13 protein-coding genes are annotated in these 16,577 nt (G+C 70.4%); 9 read left to right on the forward strand and 4 right to left on the reverse strand.

All coding sequences use genetic code 11. The features are described from left to right. Nucleotides 1-41 precede the first annotated feature (41 nt). Nucleotides 42-632: a malonic semialdehyde reductase gene (locus OG627_RS11155; RefSeq protein ID WP_329063950.1), complete on the forward strand. Its 591-nt coding sequence runs from the start codon at nt 42-44 to the stop codon at nt 630-632. A gap of 218 nt (nt 633-850) precedes the next feature. Here OG627_RS11155 and OG627_RS11160 read toward each other — a convergent pair whose 3' ends face one another. Continuing rightward, a complete protein-coding gene (locus tag OG627_RS11160) occupies nt 851-1,378 on the reverse strand; it encodes a DUF4245 domain-containing protein (protein WP_329063952.1) in 528 nt (175 codons plus the stop codon). 122 nt (nt 1,379-1,500) lie between these two features. Here OG627_RS11160 and glpX point away from each other — a divergent pair, with 122 nt between their 5' ends. Beyond that, a complete protein-coding gene (glpX, locus tag OG627_RS11165; RefSeq protein WP_329063954.1) occupies nt 1,501-2,532 on the forward strand; it encodes a class II fructose-bisphosphatase in 1,032 nt (343 codons plus the stop codon). 112 nt (nt 2,533-2,644) lie between these two features. Here the strand turns inward: glpX and OG627_RS11170 are convergent, their stop codons facing one another. Beyond that, nucleotides 2,645-3,019 carry a WhiB family transcriptional regulator gene (locus OG627_RS11170; protein WP_114621584.1) on the reverse strand — a complete coding sequence of 125 codons (375 nt, stop codon included), beginning with the start codon at nt 3,017-3,019 and terminating at the stop codon, nt 2,645-2,647. A gap of 255 nt (nt 3,020-3,274) precedes the next feature. Beyond that, nucleotides 3,275-3,946, reverse strand: a complete 672-nt coding sequence (locus tag OG627_RS11175) for a DUF1707 SHOCT-like domain-containing protein (protein WP_329063958.1) — start codon at nt 3,944-3,946, stop codon at nt 3,275-3,277. Nucleotides 3,947-4,142: 196 nt separating this feature from the next. Between OG627_RS11175 and OG627_RS11180 the strand changes: the two genes are divergently transcribed. The 5 genes from OG627_RS11180 (at nt 4,143) to OG627_RS11200 (ending at nt 12,706) form a co-directional block, all read left to right on the forward strand. Then, nucleotides 4,143-5,810 (forward strand): fumarate hydratase, encoded by a 1,668-nt coding sequence (locus tag OG627_RS11180; protein WP_329063960.1) that lies wholly within the window; start codon nt 4,143-4,145, stop codon nt 5,808-5,810. Nucleotides 5,811-6,535: 725 nt separating this feature from the next. Next, nucleotides 6,536-7,933: a class II fumarate hydratase gene (locus OG627_RS11185; protein ID WP_329063962.1), complete on the forward strand. Its 1,398-nt coding sequence runs from the start codon at nt 6,536-6,538 to the stop codon at nt 7,931-7,933. 73 nt (nt 7,934-8,006) lie between these two features. Continuing rightward, nucleotides 8,007-8,780 carry a cytidylyl-2-hydroxypropylphosphonate hydrolase gene (gene fomD, locus OG627_RS11190; RefSeq protein WP_329063964.1) on the forward strand — a complete coding sequence of 258 codons (774 nt, stop codon included), beginning with the start codon at nt 8,007-8,009 and terminating at the stop codon, nt 8,778-8,780. A gap of 368 nt (nt 8,781-9,148) precedes the next feature. Continuing rightward, the gene (locus OG627_RS11195; protein WP_329063966.1) at nt 9,149-11,053 is read left to right on the forward strand and encodes a SpoIIE family protein phosphatase; all 1,905 of its coding nucleotides are present in this window, start codon (nt 9,149-9,151) and stop codon (nt 11,051-11,053) included. 180 nt (nt 11,054-11,233) lie between these two features. Next, nucleotides 11,234-12,706: a catalase gene (locus OG627_RS11200; protein ID WP_329063968.1), complete on the forward strand. Its 1,473-nt coding sequence runs from the start codon at nt 11,234-11,236 to the stop codon at nt 12,704-12,706. 69 nt (nt 12,707-12,775) lie between these two features. Here the strand turns inward: OG627_RS11200 and OG627_RS11205 are convergent, their stop codons facing one another. Next, complete coding sequence (locus OG627_RS11205; RefSeq protein ID WP_329063970.1) at nt 12,776-15,034, reverse strand: transglycosylase domain-containing protein; 2,259 nt, start codon at nt 15,032-15,034, stop codon at nt 12,776-12,778. Nucleotides 15,035-15,302: 268 nt separating this feature from the next. On the opposite strand from OG627_RS11205, the gene OG627_RS11210 reads away from it, so the two are divergent. Together OG627_RS11210 and OG627_RS11215 are read left to right on the forward strand one after the other, a co-directional pair. Continuing rightward, on the forward strand, nt 15,303-16,247 hold the full coding sequence (locus tag OG627_RS11210; RefSeq protein ID WP_329063972.1) for an SPFH domain-containing protein: 945 nt from the start codon (nt 15,303-15,305) through the stop codon (nt 16,245-16,247). After that, nucleotides 16,193-16,510: a hypothetical protein gene (locus OG627_RS11215; protein ID WP_329072570.1), complete on the forward strand. Its 318-nt coding sequence runs from the start codon at nt 16,193-16,195 to the stop codon at nt 16,508-16,510. The genes OG627_RS11210 and OG627_RS11215 overlap by 55 nt, the downstream gene beginning before the upstream one ends. The last annotated feature ends 67 nt before the right edge of the window (nt 16,511-16,577 follow it).

Here is a 16,577-nt window from a genome sequence, read left to right on the forward strand (position 1 = left end):
TCAACTGATCCCCCACGCGCCTCCGGAAGGTACTTCCCACGATGTCCCTCGTACTCGACGCCACAGCTCAGGACCTCCTCTTCCGCGAGGCCCACACCGCCAACACGTTCTCGGACGAGCCGGTGACCGAGGAGCAGGTCCAGGCGATCTACGACCTGGTCAAGTTCGGCCCCACCGCCTTCAACCAGTCGCCGCTGCGCGTCGTCCTGGTCCGCTCCCCCGAGGCCCGCGAGCGCCTCGTCGCCCACATGGCCGAGGGCAACCAGGCCAAGACCGCCGCCGCGCCGCTCGTCGCGATCCTCGCCGCGGACAACGAGTTCCACGAGGAGCTCCCCCGCCTCTTCCCCGCCTTCCCGCAGGCGAAGGACGCCTTCTTCAGCGAGCGCACCTCCCGCGAGTCGGCCGCCACGCTGAACGCGTCCCTCCAGGCCGGCTACTTCATCGTCGGCATCCGCGCCGCCGGTCTCGCCGCGGGCCCGATGACCGGCTTCGACCCGGCCGGCGTCCAGAAGGAGTTCCTGGACGGCGACCACACGCCGCTGGCCGTCGTGAACATCGGCAAGCCGGGCGACGACGCGTACTACCCGCGCTCCCCGCGCCTCTCCTTCGACGAGGTCATCACCACCGTCTGAGCCGCGCGGCCGGGCGGCGACAGAGCCGCCGGACCCACCGTGACGCCGGACCCACCGGACCACCGTGCCGCGGGACCACCGGACCGCCGGCCGGCGGGACCCACGGCACGACGAGGCCGCCGCACCCTCCACTCAGGAGGGGCGGCGGCCTCGTCCGCGTCTCAGCCGGGCCTCACCGGTACGACCGCGTCAAGGGCGACGGTCCCGGGCCCGCGGCCTCAGGACTTCCCGGCCTCCAGCGCGGCGGCCATCTCCGCCAGCCGCTCGTACGAGGCCGTCCCGGTCACCACCGTCGTCGTGTCCCCGTCCGCGCGGACCAGGGCGTCGTACTTCGGCCCCTTCCAGCGCTGCCAGGTCTCGCCCGCCACCTGCTGCGTCCGGCCGGTGTCCTCGGCCTGCTGGGTGACCTCGGTCACGTACTTCGCGGCGGGCGCCGTGGACTGCTCGACCGCGACGTACTGGCCGTCCGGGTCCAGATAGCCGAGATGCCAGGCGTCGGCGCTCTGCCTCTTGTACGAGACGGACGTCGGCTTCCACGTCTCGGCCAGACCCGCCGGCGCCACCACCGGATACGGCGCCGCACGCCGGGCGGTCGCCAGCTCCACCCGGTAGTCGACCGCCTTCACCGGGTCGGCCTTGTCGTCATGCGGAATGAACATCATGTAGATGCCGGCGACGACGAGTCCGATGACCGCCATCGACAGGAACATGTCCCGCACCCTCTGCGTACCTCGCTTGCCTGCCACGGCCCCATCGTCCCATCACGCCGTCGCGCTCATCCGTGGGCCCCTCTGCTCAATTTGGCGCGGTGCGGATACAGTCGTATCACCCTCTTTTCCGGCCGTCGCCGTACAGAAAGGTGCGCTCGATGACCGAGCATCAACTGCCTTCCCCCCTTGAGGTGTCTCCCGAGGCACCCGACCGCAACCTCGCCCTGGAGCTGGTCAGGGTCACCGAGGCCGCCGCGATGGCGGCCGGCCGGTGGGTGGGGCGCGGCGACAAGAACGGCGCGGACGGCGCCGCCGTGAACGCCATGCGCACGCTCGTCTCCACCGTGTCGATGAACGGTGTCGTCGTCATCGGTGAGGGCGAGAAGGACGAAGCCCCGATGCTGTTCAACGGCGAGCACGTCGGCGACGGCACCGGCGCCGAGGTCGACATCGCCGTGGACCCCGTCGACGGCACCACCCTGAACGCCAAGGGCATGCCCAACGCGATCGCTGTCCTGGCCGCCGCCGACCGGCACGCCATGTTCGACCCGTCCGCCGTCTTCTACATGGACAAGCTGGTCACGGGCCCCGAGGCCGCCGACTACGTCGACATCAACGCGCCCGTCTCGGTCAATATCCGCCGGGTCGCCAAGGCCAAGCGCTGCGCCCCCGACGATGTGACGGTCGTCGTGCTCGACCGCCCCCGCCACGACAGCATGGTCAAGGAGATCCGGGAGACGGGCGCCCGGATCAAGTTCATCTCGGACGGCGATGTCGCCGGTTCGATCATGGCCGCGCGCGAAGGCACCGGCGTCGACCTGCTGTTGGGCATCGGCGGCACCCCCGAGGGCATCATCTCGGCGTGTGCGATCAAGTGCCTCGGCGGCGTCATTCAGGGCAAGCTCTGGCCCAAGGACGACAAGGAACGTCAGCGCGCGATCGACGCGGGGCACGATCTGGACCGCGTGCTGTCGACCGAGGACCTGGTCAGCGGCGACAACGTGTTCTTCGTGGCGACCGGCATCACCGACGGCGAGCTGCTGCGCGGGGTGCGCTACCGCTCGGAGACCGCCACCACCCAGTCCCTGGTGATGCGCTCCAAGTCGGGCACGATCCGGCAGATCGACTCGACCCACCGACTGTCGAAGCTGCGCGCCTACAGCACGATCGACTTCGACCGCGCCAAGTAGTCAGACACAACGGACGTGGCCGCCGCACGGCCGACGGAGCACAGGCACAGGGAAGGGGCACCCCCGTTGTGCGGCGGGGCGCCCCTCCCTGTGCCGCCGGTCCACCGGCGGCTCAGCCGGCGGCGGCGATCCTCTCGCCCGCCGAGGCCGCCTTCCTCAGCTCCACCTCGCGCCGCCTGCGGCGCGCCAGCGCCACCCGGCGCTCCGCGGCCGTCAGCCCGCCCCACACCCCGTACGGCTCGGGCTGGAGCAGCGCGTGCTCGCGGCATTCGACCATTACCGGACACCGGGCACAGACCCGCTTGGCGGCCTCCTCCCGCGCCAGCCTCGCGGCTGTCGGCTCCTTGGAGGGGGCGAAGAACAGTCCGGCTTCGTCCCGGCGGCACACAGCCTCCGAGTGCCAGGGGCCGGCCTGATCCTCCCGAGCGGGACTCCGCTGCGGCGGAACGGCGGCGACCTGCAAGGGCTGATGCGGCAGTTGCAGCACGGTCTACTCCTGACGACGGCTTCGCGAGCGAGAGACGATGAGGCTTTCCCTACCCGCTGTACGCACTCCTATGCACTGAGTGGTACCCACATCCGGCGTCCGGAACGCGGTACAGAATTGCGAAGCGCCGCCCCCAAGGGCGCTGTTGGCCTGAAACAGCCGAAAACACACCGGCCCGCTTACCGTGGCAAAAGAAGTTGAAATCGAAAGGTCATAGTCGGGGCCTCTTCATCAGGGCCCTACGGAGCGCCGCCCTCAGCCCTGGCCCTTGCGGAAACGGTCATGAAGATTCGCGATCCGCTTGCCGCGCTTCGGCTTGGCCTCGACATTGCCGAACACCGAGAAGCCGTTCACGACGACGGTCGGCGCGTCCGGATCATCGGCCTCCAGGGTGTCCACCTCGAAATTGCCGAAGACGCCACTGCCGTTGCCGCGCAGGGAGATGTTCTCGGGGACCCGCACCTCGACATTGCCGAAAATGGACGTCGCGTCGATCACCGTGATCCGCTGACTGAACAGCGCCTCGGTCAGATCGATCTCGACGTTGCCGAAGAGCGCGAAGGCCTGGGTCCTGCGGCCGATGCGCCAGCGCCCCTTGCGGGTCGAGCTGCTGAAGACCGCGACCAGCCGCTCCGGGGCCGCGGCGTCCTGCGGCCCGTACCCGTACGCCCATGGCGCCTGCGCGGCGGCCGGGCGGGCCTGGGCACCGGCCGCCGGCAAGTCGCTCACCAGGGGCTCCAGTTCACCGACGGTCTTCGCCCGGTAGACGGAGTCGATCCGCTCGGCATGCTCATCGGCGTCGAGGCGTCCCTCCGCCAGGGCCTCCCGGAGGATGTCCGCGATCCTGTCCCGGTCGGCGTCGGAGGCCCGGATGGCCGGGGGCTCCGCCGGCGCGACCGGCTTCTGGGGCTGCTTTTCGAGGTCCACCGCACCAGAGTAGCGAAACGCGATAGATCGCGACTAGTGCACGGTCGCGACATCCCGGCGCGGCGTCCGGACACCCCCGCGAACCCGGCCACTGAGCCCTACCTCACCCGGGGGCCGCCGGAGCGGCGGCCTAGGCTGGTGGACGCCGCCGCCAATGGAGGCCGCGTCGCCGTCTGTCGAGTGAGGAATGGCCGTAATGCCAGAGTTTGCGTACTCCGATCTGCTCCCGCTGGGAGAGGACACCACGCCGTACCGGCTGGTGACCGCCGAGGGTGTCTCGACGTTCGAGGCCGACGGTCGTACGTTCCTCAAGGTGGAGCCGGCGGCACTGCGCGCGCTCGCCGCGGAGGCGATGCACGACATCTCGCACTATCTGCGCCCTGCGCACCTCACCCAGCTGCGCAGGATCGTGGACGACCCCGAGGCGTCCTCGAACGACAAGTTCGTGGCGCTCGACCTCCTGAAGAACGCGAATATCGCGGCGGCGGGGGTTCTCCCCATGTGCCAGGACACCGGTACGGCGATCGTGATGGGCAAGCGCGGGCAGAACGTGCTGACCGAGGGCGGCGACGAGGAAGCCCTTTCGCACGGAATCTTCGACGCGTACACCAAGCTCAATCTGCGCTATTCGCAGATGGCTCCGCTCACCATGTGGGAGGAGAAGAACACCGGCTCGAACCTGCCCGCGCAGATCGAGCTGTACGCGACCGACGGCGGCGCCTACAAGTTCCTCTTCATGGCGAAGGGCGGCGGCTCGGCGAACAAGTCGTTCCTGTACCAGGAGACCAAGGCGGTCCTGAACGAAGCCTCCATGATGAAATTCCTGGAGGAGAAGATCCGTTCGCTGGGTACGGCGGCGTGCCCGCCCTACCACCTGGCGATCGTCGTGGGCGGCACCTCGGCCGAGTTCGCGCTCAAGACCGCGAAGTATGCCTCGGCGCACTACCTGGACGAGCTGCCCGCCGAGGGCTCCCCCACCGGCCACGGCTTCCGTGACAAGGAGCTGGAGGAGAAGGTCTTCGAGCTGACGCAGAAGATCGGGATCGGCGCCCAGTTCGGCGGCAAGTACTTCTGCCACGACGTACGGGTGGTGCGGCTGCCGCGCCACGGGGCGTCGCTGCCGGTCGCGATCGCCGTCTCCTGCTCGGCCGACCGCCAGGCCGTCGCGAAGATCACCGCGGAGGGCGTCTTCCTGGAGCAGCTGGAGAAGGACCCGGCGCGCTTCCTCCCCGACACCACCGACGAGCACCTCGGCACGGACGACAGCGTGGTGCGGATCGACCTCAACCGGCCGATGGACGACGTCCTGGCCGAGCTGACGAAGTACCCGGTCAAGACGCGGCTCTCGCTCTCCGGACCGCTGGTCGTGGCCCGTGACATCGCGCACGCCAAGATCAAGGAGCGGCTGGACGCGGGCGAGGAGATGCCCCAGTACCTGAAGGACCACCCGGTCTACTACGCGGGCCCGGCGAAGACCCCCGAGGGATACGCCTCGGGGTCCTTCGGGCCGACGACGGCCGGCCGGATGGACTCGTACGTGGAGCAGTTCCAGGCGGCGGGCGGCTCGAAGGTGATGCTCGCCAAGGGCAACCGCTCGAAACAGGTGACCGACGCCTGCGGCGCGCACGGCGGCTTCTACCTCGGCTCGATCGGCGGCCCGGCGGCCCGGCTGGCGCAGGACTGCATCAAGAAGGTCGAGGTCGTCGAGTACGAGGAGCTGGGCATGGAGGCGGTCTGGAGGATCGAGGTGGAGGACTTCCCCGCGTTCATCGTCGTGGACGACAAGGGCAACGACTTCTTCACCGAGCCCGCTCCGGCGCCGACCTTCACCAGCATCCCGGTACGCGGCCCCGGACTCGCCTGACCACGCATGCGACACCCGACCGACGGACGGAGTCCGGCGCGGCTGCCCGAAGCTTGAGAGGCCCCCAAGGGCCGAGCAATGCGAGGGCAGCCATCGGGAAAAGAGCCAAGGGCAACGACTTCTTCACCGAGCCCGCCCCGGCGCCGACCTTCACCAGCATCCCGGTACGCGGCCCCGGACTCGCCTGACCACGCATGCGACACCCGACCGACGGACGGAGTCCGGCGCGGCTGCCCGAAGCTTGAGAGGCCCCCAAGGGCCGAGCAATGCGAGGGCAGCCATCGGGAAAAGAGCCAAGGGCAACGACTTCTTCACCGAGCCCGCCCCGGCGCCGACCTTCACCAGCATCCCGGTACGCGGCCCCGGACTCGCCTGACCACGCATGCGACACCCGACCGACGGACGGAGTCCGGCGCGGCTGCCCGAAGCTTGAGAGGCCCCCAAGGGCCGAGCAATGCGAGGGCAGCCATCGGGAAAAGAGCCAAGGGCAACGACTTCTTCACCGAGCCCGCCCCGGCGCCGACCTTCACCAGCATCCCGGTACGCGGCCCCGGACTCGCCTGACCCGGCCGGGCGGCACCCTTCGGGGGCGGATCTCCCGTAACGACCCGATCCGCTCCCTGTCGCGCCATCGGGTCGTCAGCAGGAGCGTGGGCGTCCGGGCGGGCACCATGGGAACACAATCGATCTCCCGGACGCTCTCCCCAGCAGGAGGTACGACCACGATGACGACCGACGAGACCCAGTACCGGACCGAGCACGACTCCATGGGCGAGGTACGGGTCCCCGCGTACGCCAAGTGGCGCGCCCAGACGCAGCGCGCGGTGGAGAACTTCCCCGTGTCCGGGCAGCGTCTGGAGCGCGCCCACATCGAGGCGCTGGCCCGGATCAAGTCCGCAGCCGCGAAGGTCAACGCCGACCTCGGCGTGATCGACCAGGACATCGCGGACGCCATCAGGGCCGCCGCCGCCGAGGTGGCGGAGGGCCGCTGGGACGAGCACTTCCCGGTGGACGTCTTCCAGACCGGTTCGGGCACCTCGTCCAACATGAACACCAACGAGGTGCTCGCGACCCTCGCCACCGAGCGCCTCGGCCGGGCCGTGCATCCGAACGACCACGTCAACGCCTCGCAGAGCTCCAACGACGTCTTCCCGTCCAGCATCCACATCGCCGCGACCGCCGCCGTCACCGGCGAGCTGATCCCGGCGCTGGACCATCTCGCCGCCGCGCTGGAGCGCAAGTCCGTCGAGTTCGCCGAGGTCGTCAAGTCGGGCCGTACGCATCTGATGGACGCCACGCCCGTCACGCTCGGCCAGGAGTTCGGTGGCTACGCCGCGCAGGTGAGGTACGCCGTGGAGCGGCTCACGGCCTCGCTGCCCCGGCTCGCCGAGCTGCCCCTCGGCGGTACGGCGGTGGGCACCGGCATCAACACGCCGCCCGGCTTCTCGGCCGCCGTCATCGCCGAGGTGGCCGGCGAGACCGGGCTGCCGCTGACCGAGGCCCGCAACCACTTCGAGGCCCAGGGCGCGCGGGACGGGCTGGTGGAGACGTCGGGTCAGCTCCGTACCCTCGCCGTCTCGCTCACCAAGATCGCCAACGATCTGCGCTGGATGGCCTCGGGGCCGCGCACCGGACTGGCCGAGATCAGCCTCCCCGATCTCCAGCCCGGCTCCTCGATCATGCCCGGCAAGGTCAACCCGGTGATCCCGGAGGCGGTCCTGATGGTCGCCGCCCAGGTCACCGGCAATGACGCGACGGTCGCCGCGGCCGGCGCCGCCGGGAACTTCGAGCTGAACGTGATGCTCCCGGTGATCGCCAAGAATCTCCTGGAGTCCGTGCGGCTGCTCACCAACGTCTCGCGGCTGTTCGCCGACCGTACGGTGGACGGCGTCGTCGCCCATGTCGAACGGGCCCGTCAGTACGCGGAGTCGTCGCCGTCCGTCGTCACCCCGCTGAACAAGTACATCGGATACGAGGAGGCCGCCAAGGTGGCCAAGAAGTCCCTCGCCGACGGGACGACGATCCGCGAGACGGTGCTGGCCCTCGGCCATGTGGAGCGCGGGGACCTCACCCTGGAGCAGCTCGACGCGGCGCTGGATGTGCTGCGTATGACGCACCCGTAAAACCCCGGCGAACGCCGGGGCGGGCGCCGGGGTGTGCCCCGGGCGGCGCCCGCGCACCGCCTAGGATCTGCCCATGACAGCGACGGTGAGAACGGCGAGCGGGCAGGCGGAGGGCGGGCGCTGGGTGCCCGGGGAGCAGATCCTGTGGCGGTACCGGGAGAACGCCGGTGACCGGGTCCACATCTGCCGTCCGGTCACGGTCGTGCAGGACACGGACGAGTTGCTCGCCGCCTGGCTGGCGCCGGACACGCCGTGCGTGCGGCCGGTGCTCGCGGACGGCACGCCGGTCCACCACGAGCCGCTCGCCACCCGCTACACCAAGCCCCGCACCGTGGTGCGCGACCGGTGGTACGGCATGGGCGTGCTGAAGCTCGCGCGCCCCGGCGAGCCGTGGTCGGTCTGGCTGTGGTGGGAGCGCGGCTGGCGCTTCCAGCACTGGTACGTGAATCTGGAGGAGCCGCTGACCCGCTGGTCGGGCGGGGTCGACTCCGAGGACCACTTCCTCGACATCGACGTCTATCCGGACCGCAGTTGGCGCTGGCGCGACGAGGACGAGTTCGCGCAGGCGCAGCGGGACGGCCTGATGGAGGCGGCCCAGGCGCGGCGGGTGGAGGCGGCGGGCCGGGCGGCGATCGAGACGATCAACGCGTGGGGCGCCCCGTTCGACGACGGCTGGGAGCACTGGCGCCCCGACCCGGCGTGGCCGGTGCCGGAGCTGCCCAAGGGCTGGTCCCGGGCGCCGGTACGGCCGGGGGACCGGTCCACACCGATCGGTACGGAAACCGGTTCCTCCCCGATGAGGGCTGACCAACGCCGTGATCGCACGGCACGGCCACGGCTGCCATGAGACCCTTGATAAGCCCCCAGGGTGCAACCGTAGGATCGTCCTCCGGAACATCGCAGCGGGACAACTGGTGCGCGCCGTAACCGGACTGACCCATGGTCACAGCGCTTTTCACACCACACGTCACACTGTTGACCGGTACGACCGCAGAGCACAACGACCGCACAACACAACGACCGTGAGTCACTACGAGGGGGTGGAGCCGTGGGTTTCGGCCACCACCCTGTCGACGCCGCCTGCCGAGGGGTAGTTTCACCTGGTGAACGGGGAGGGAGCGGCACCTGCCGCTGCCGGTACGGTCCCCCGTCCACCGTGTCGCCAGTCGAAGCGACCGCCTCGCAGCCCCGGCCCGGACGGACGGAATCCCACGCGTGACGGAGCACCCCCCCTCCCACGAAGGCCGGCAGCCCCTGGCTGCCCGGTCCCAGGAACGCACCCGGCCGCGGCAGGAGGCGGTGCCCTCGCCCGCTTCCGCGCCGCAGCCCGCGGTGCCGGCCCAGGCACCCGACCCCGCCGGGGCGGCGCGGCGCGAGGGCGACCGGCTGCGCTTCGTGGGAGCCGCCACGCGGCGGATCGCCCGGGGCATAGACCTGGACGAGATCGTGCTGGGGCTGTGCCGGGCGACCGTGCCGACGTTCTCGGACGCCATACTCGTCTATCTGCGCGATCCGCTGCCGGTGGGCGACGACCGTCCCGTCTCGCCGTTCGTGCTGCGGCTGCGCCGCACCGACCGGCTGCGGCTGACCGACGACGACCCCGAGAACGCGCTGGGCGCGGGCGGGCTGCCGCTCCAGATCGCCGAGGGGGTCAGGCTGCCGCTCCTGGACCCGCAGTCGGACGTGCTGCCGGCCGCCGAGCTGTGCGAGGTGCAGTCGGGCGGCGCGCTCTCCGAGGTGCTGCGCGGGGTGCGGCCGGTCTTCGGCGACTCGGCGGCGGCGCGGGCCGCGCTGCCCGAGCTGCTGGGCGTCGACCGCACCGTACCCAGCGGGCACCGCGCGATCCTCGCGCCGCTGCGCGGCCGGCGCCGGGTCATCGGCGCGGCCGTCTTCCTGCGCAGGCCGGACCGCTCGGCCTTCGAGGCGAACGACCTGCTGGTCGCGGCGCAGCTGGCGACGCACACGGCCCTGGGCATCGACAAGGCGGTGCTGTACGGCCGCGAGGCGTACATCGCCGACGAACTCCAGCGCACGATGCTGCCGGAGAACCTGCCGCAGCCGACGGGGGTGCGGCTGGCCTCGCGCTATCTGCCGGCCGCCGAGACCGCCCGGGTCGGCGGCGACTGGTACGACGCGATCCCGCTGCCGGGCAGCCGGGTCGCGCTGGTCGTGGGGGACGTCATGGGCCACTCCATGACCTCGGCGGCGATCATGGGCCAGCTGCGGACCACCGCGCAGACCCTGGCCGGACTCGATCTGCCGCCGCAGGAGGTCCTGCACCATCTGGACGAGCAGGCGCAGCGGCTCGGTACGGACCGGATGGCGACCTGCCTCTACGCGGTGTACGACCCGGTCGCGCACCGGATCACCATCGCCAACGCCGGTCACCCGCCGCCCATACTGCTGCATCTGGGCGGCCGGGCGGAGGTGCTCCGGGTGCCGCCGGGGGCGCCGATCGGGGTCGGCGGGGTGGACTTCGAGGCGGTCGAGCTGGACGCGCCCGCCGGGGCGACGCTGCTGCTCTACACGGACGGGCTGGTCGAGTCCCGGCTGCGGGACGTCTGGACGGGGATCGAGCAGCTGCGGGAGCGGCTCGCCGCGACCGCCCAGCTGACCGGCCCCGACCACGCGCCGCCGCTGGAGGCGCTCTGCGACGACGTGCTCGATGTGCTGGGCCCCGGGGACCGGGACGACGACATCGCGCTGCTCGCCGCCCGTTTCGACGGGATCGCGCCGAGCGACGTGGCGTACTGGTCGCTGGACCCGGAGGACGCGGCTCCTGGCCGGGCCAGGCGGCTCGCCAGGCGGGCGCTGGCGCGCTGGGACCTGGAGGAGCTGAGCGACTCGGTCGAGCTGCTGATCAGCGAGGTGGTGACCAACGCGGTGCGGTACGCGGAGCGTCCCGTGACGCTGCGGCTGCTCCGTACGGACGTACTGCGCTGCGAGGTCGGGGACGATTCGCCGCAGCTGCCCAGGCAGCGGCGGGCCCGCGACACCGACGAGGGCGGCCGGGGCCTGTTCCTGGTCAACCGGCTGGCGCGGCGCTGGGGTGCGACCCGGCTGTCCAGCGGCAAGGTGGTCTGGTTCGAACTCACGACCAGGCCGCCGTCACCGACGTAGCCGGACGGCCGGATTCCCGGGGCCCGTACCGGACAAGCGGTCACAAGTAGCGGCAAGCGGCACAGAGCCGTACATATGTTGCCGACGCGGTGTCGGAGAGGTTAGCTGGGGCAGGCGGCCGTAGTGACCGCTGTCCCGGCCCGGGTCCAGGCCCGGGCCTCTCACGACGGGAGGACACTCGTGACCGCGCCATCCCCCCAGAACGCACAGACGCCCTACACGACCAACAACGTCGGCATCCCGGTGGAGAGCGACGAGCACTCGCTCACCGTCAGCCCCGACGGCCCCATCCTGCTCCAGGACCACTACCTCATCGAGAAGATGGCCCAGTTCAACCGGGAGCGGGTCCCGGAGCGCGTCGTCCACGCGAAGGGCGCCGGGGCCTACGGCGTCTTCGAAGTGACCAACGACGTCAGCCAGTTCACCAAGGCGGACCTCTTCCAGCCGGGCAGGCGCACCGAGATGCTGGCCCGCTTCTCCACGGTCGCCGGTGAACTCGGCTCGCCCGACACCTGGCGCGACCCCCGCGGCTTCGCTCTGAAGTTCTACACGGAGCACGGCAACTACGACATGGTCGGCAACAACACGCCGGTCTTCTTCGTGCGCGACCCGATCAAGTTCCAGGACTTCATCCGCTCGCAGAAGCGCCATCCGGCCACCGGGCTGCGCAACAACGACATGCAGTGGGACTTCTGGACGCTGTCGCCCGAGTCCGCGCACCAGGTGACGTGGCTGATGGGCGACCGGGGCATCCCGAAGTCCTTCCGCCACATGAACGGCTACAGCTCGCACACCTATATGTGGGTGAACGGCGCGGGCGAGCGGTTCTGGGTGAAGTACCACTTCAAGACCGACCAGGGCATCGAATGCCTCACCCAGGCGGACGCCGACGAGATGGCCGGTTCGGACGGCGACCACCACCGCCGCGATCTGTACGAGTCGATCGAGTCGGGGAACGCGCCGACCTGGAGCCTGAAGGTCCAGATCATGCCGTTCGAGGCGGCGGCCGACTACCGGTTCAATCCGTTCGATCTGACCAAGGTGTGGCCGCACGGCGACTACCCGCTGATCGATGTCGGCCGGATGACGCTCAACAAGAATCCGGACAACTTCTTCGTCCATATCGAGCAGGCCGCCTTCGAGCCCTCGAATCTGGTGCCGGGCATCGGCCCCTCGCCGGACAAGATGCTGCTGGGCCGCCTCTTCTCGTACCCGGACACGCACCGCTACCGGATCGGTCCGAACTACACCCAGCTGCCGCCCAACCGGGCGCGCTCGCAGGTGAATTCGTACGCGAAGGACGGGCCGATGCGGTACGAGGCGTCGAGTGCGGCGATGCCGTACGCGCCGAACTCGTACGGCGGCCCGGCGGCGGACACCGAGCGGTTCGGCGAGCCGGCCGGGTGGGCGTCGGCGGGCGAGATGGTGCGCGCGGCGTACGAGCCGCACCGCGAGGACGACGACTGGGGCCAGGCGGGCACCCAGGTCAGGCAGGTGCTGGACGACGCGCAGCGCGACCGGCTGGTCTCGAACGTCAGCGGCCATCTGAAGCAGGGCGTGTCGCGGCCGGTGCTGGACCGGGCGCTCCAGTACTGGCGCAACATCGACAAGACCGTCGGCGACCGGATCGCCGCGAAGGTCAACGGCGGCTGAGCGGCGGACGGCCGGATACGGCGGCGGGCCCCGCGCACCTCTCGTGCGCGGGGCCCGCCGCCGTGCGTGTCACAGCAGGTTCGGCAACCGGTCCTGGCCGGTGCCGTCCCCGCCGCCGTCCGCGCCACCGTCCGCCTCGCCGCCGCCCGGTTCGGTGGTCTCGCTCGTCTGCCCCGGGTCGGGCTCGGGAGGCGCCGGCGGGGAGGTGGACACCGGCGGGGAGGTGGTCGGGGTGCTCGTCGTCGGGGTCGGGTCCGGCTCCGGCTCGGTGGTCTCGCTCCGGCTGGGAGTGGGCGTCGGCGACGTCACCGGCGCCGAGGTGCTCGGCGTGACCGACGGGACGATCTTCTCGGGACGCGCGATGTCGAGGTCGAACTTCGCGTCCGAGCCGCCGTTCAGCGCGCCGAGGGTGTAGTCCGCCCAGATCCTGGCGGGAAAGCCACCGCCGTTCGCCCGGCCGGAGTTGGCGGTGCCGGTCAGGGTGACCTGCCCGCCGCCCTCCTTGGCGGACTCGCCGAACAGCGCCACGACCGTGGTGAGCTGGGGGGTGTAGGCGGCGAACCACGCGGACTTGTTGGACTCCGAGGTGCCGGTCTTGCCCGCCGCCTGGTAGTCCGAGGTGTTGGCCTCCTGGCCCGAGCCGTTCTTCACGACGCCCTGGAGGACATGGGTGACGGTGTCGGCGGTCTCGCGGCTGACCACCTGCTTGCCGACCACGTCGGGCGTGGTGAGCGTCTCGCGGTCCCGGTGCTCGGCGGACTTCACGATGACCGGGGTGACCTTCTTGCCGTGGTTGTCGAGGGTCGCGTACACCCCCGCCATGTCCCAGGTGGAGGCGTTCATCGTGCCGAGGGTGATCGCGGGCCGTTCGGGGAAGCCCTTGTCGGGCATCCCCAGCTCCAGGGCGGTCCGCTTGACCTTCGCGGGGCCGACGTCCACGACCATCTGCGCGAAGACGGAGTTGATGGAGAGGTTCATCGCCTTCTGGACGTCGACGGAGCCGTAGTCGCGGTCGTCCTCGTTCTGCGGGGCGAAGGGGGTGTCGCTGCCCACGACGGGCCGCTTGCTGGTGCCGTCGTACTTCGTGGCCGTGCCGATCTTCCGGCCGTCCTGGGTCTCGGAGCCGTTCTCCAGGGCGGAGGTGAGCACGAGCGGCTTGAAGGTGGAGGCGGGCTGGTAGTCGGAGCGGGTGGCGTTGGATATCCAGTGCTCGGTGGCGCTGACTCCGCCGTACAGCGCGACCACATGGCCCGTCCTGGGGTCGACGGAGGTGGCGCCGGCCTGGACGGTCGCGTCCGTCTTGTTCTTCTTGCGGTCGATCTTGCTTTCGAGCTGCTCGTCGACGGCCTTGACCAGTTCCCTCTGCTTCTTCTTGTCGACGTTGAGCGTGATGGTCCAGCCGCCCTTGGCGATCTGCGCCTTGTCGACGCCCTGCGCGGCCAGTTCGTCGTTGGCGGCCTCGACGAGATAGCCGGTCTGGCCCTCCATGCCGGGAGCGGCCTTGGGCTCGTGCGGTACGGGGAACTTCAGGCCCGCGCGCTCCGGGGCGCTCAGCCACTTCTTCTCGACCATGTTGTCGAGGACGTAGTTCCAGCGCTGGGTGACGAGCTTCTTGGCGGCCGGGGTGGCGGTGGCCCAGTCGTACTGGCTGGGTGCCTGGAGCAGCGCGGCGAGGTACGCGCCCTGCGAGACGTCGAGGTCGACGGCGTCGACGCCGTAGTACGCCTGCGCGGCGGCCTGGATGCCGTAGGCGCCGCGGCCGTAGTAGCTGGTGTTGATGTAGCCGGCGAGGATCTCGCTCTTGGTCATCTTCCGGTCGACCTTGAGGGAGATCACCAGCTCCTTGAGCTTGCGGGTGACCGTCTGGTCCTGGGTCAGGAAGTAGTTCTTGACGTACTGCTGGGTGATGGTCGAGCCGCCCTGCTTGCCCTTGCCCGAGAGGGTGTTGAACACGCCGCGCGCCGTGCCCTTGAAGTCCACGCCGTTGTCGTTGTAGAAGCTCTTGTTCTCGGCGGCGACGAAGGTGCGCTGGACCTTGGCGGGTATCTTGTCCAGGCCGACTATCTCGCGGTTGACCTGGCCGGTACGGGCCAGGATCGTGCCGTCGCTGTACTTGTAGACGTTGCTCTGCATCTCGGCCTGGGCGTTGGCGTTCGGCACCGGGACCATCAGGTAGACCACGAACAGCCCGCCCATGGTGAGCAGGGACAGGACGAAGAACGTCCCGAGCATCTTCTTCCACGTGAAGAGGCGGCGTATGCCGCCCCCCTTCCTGGCCGCGCGGGGCGCAGCGTGCTGCCCCGCCCGTCTGGCTTCCGCTCGGCCCATCGCCGTGTCGCTCCGCTCTCAGTTTCTGGTCGTCAGGTCTCGTGCGCCGCTCTCACCCACCGGAATCAGCTCAGAAAGCTAACACCGCCCGCTGTGACAAAGGGCTACTGATCCGATCTTTTGGGACGTGACAATCAGCACCCACCTCACTGGAACCGACTCACGAGAGGGCGGGAGGGTTGCGGGATGCGTTAATGTGGAATCACATTGATAGCTCCTCCGCCGGCACCGCCGAGGGGCGTCACAGGCAAGGAAACGGGGTACGCAGATGTCTTCCACCAGTACGTCCACGGCCGCAGCGGCCGACGAGGCACCCGAGATGCCAACGCCGCGGGTGCGCGAGGTCCCCGCCCACAGCGTCGGCGGCGGACTCGCCCTGCTGCTCGGGCTGGCGGGGCTCGGCGTGGCCGCCGCCCTGATCGCGGCGGGCTCCACGATGACCTCCGCCGCACCGAAGGGGATCCTGATCGCGCTCGGCGTGGCGACGGGGATCGCCGCCTTCTTCGCGATGTGCGGGCTGAACACGGTGGCGCCGGGCGAGGCGCGGGTCGTGCAGCTCTTCGGCCGCTACCGGGGCACGATCCGCGCCGACGGGCTGCGCTGGGTCAACCCGCTCACCTCCCGCACCAAGATCTCCACCCGGGTACGGAACCACGAGACGGCGGTCCTCAAGGTCAACGACGCCTACGGCAACCCGATCGAGCTGGCGGCGGTCGTGGTCTGGAAGGTCGAGGACACCGCGCAGGCCATGTTCGAGGTGGACGACTTCCTGGAGTTCGTCTCCACCCAGACCGAGGCCGCCGTGCGCCACATCGCCATCGAGTACCCGTACGACGCCCATGACGAGGACGGCCTCTCGCTGCGCGGCAACGCCGAGGAGATCACCGAGAAGCTGGCGGTCGAGCTGCGCGCCCGGGTGGAGGCGGCCGGGGTCCACATCATCGAGTCCCGCTTCACGCACCTCGCGTACGCCCCGGAGATCGCCTCGGCGATGCTCCAGCGCCAGCAGGCGGGCGCGGTCGTCGCGGCCCGCCGGCAGATCGTGGACGGCGCGGTCGGCATGGTCGAGGCCGCGCTGACCCGGCTGACCGAGGAGGACATCGTCGAGCTGGACTCCGAGCGCAAGGCGGCGATGGTCAGCAATCTGCTGGTCGTGCTCTGCGGGGACCGGGCGGCACAGCCGGTCGTGAACACTGGCACGCTCTACCAGTGAGCGAACGCAAGCAGGTTCTCCTGCGACTGGACCCGGCGGTGTACGACGCGCTGGCCCGCTGGGCCTCGGACGAACTGCGCAGCGCCAACGCGCAGATCGAGTTCGTACTCCGCCGGGCCCTGGCGGAGACGGGCCGGCTGCCGTCGAACGCGGCGCCGATCCCGCGCCGGGGCCGGCCGCCGAAGAAGGCCACGGGAGAGCCTGCCGCGGACGCCCCGCCGCAGCCGCCGGGCGGCGGGGAGCCGGGCCGCGAACAGCCCTGAGCCGGGCGGACCCGGGAGGCGTCCACTCTCTATACATCGAGTGTATAGAAGACGTGTAGGGTGCCCG

Source organism: Streptomyces sp. NBC_01429, assembly GCF_036231945.1.
GTDB lineage: Bacteria > Actinomycetota > Actinomycetes > Streptomycetales > Streptomycetaceae > Streptomyces.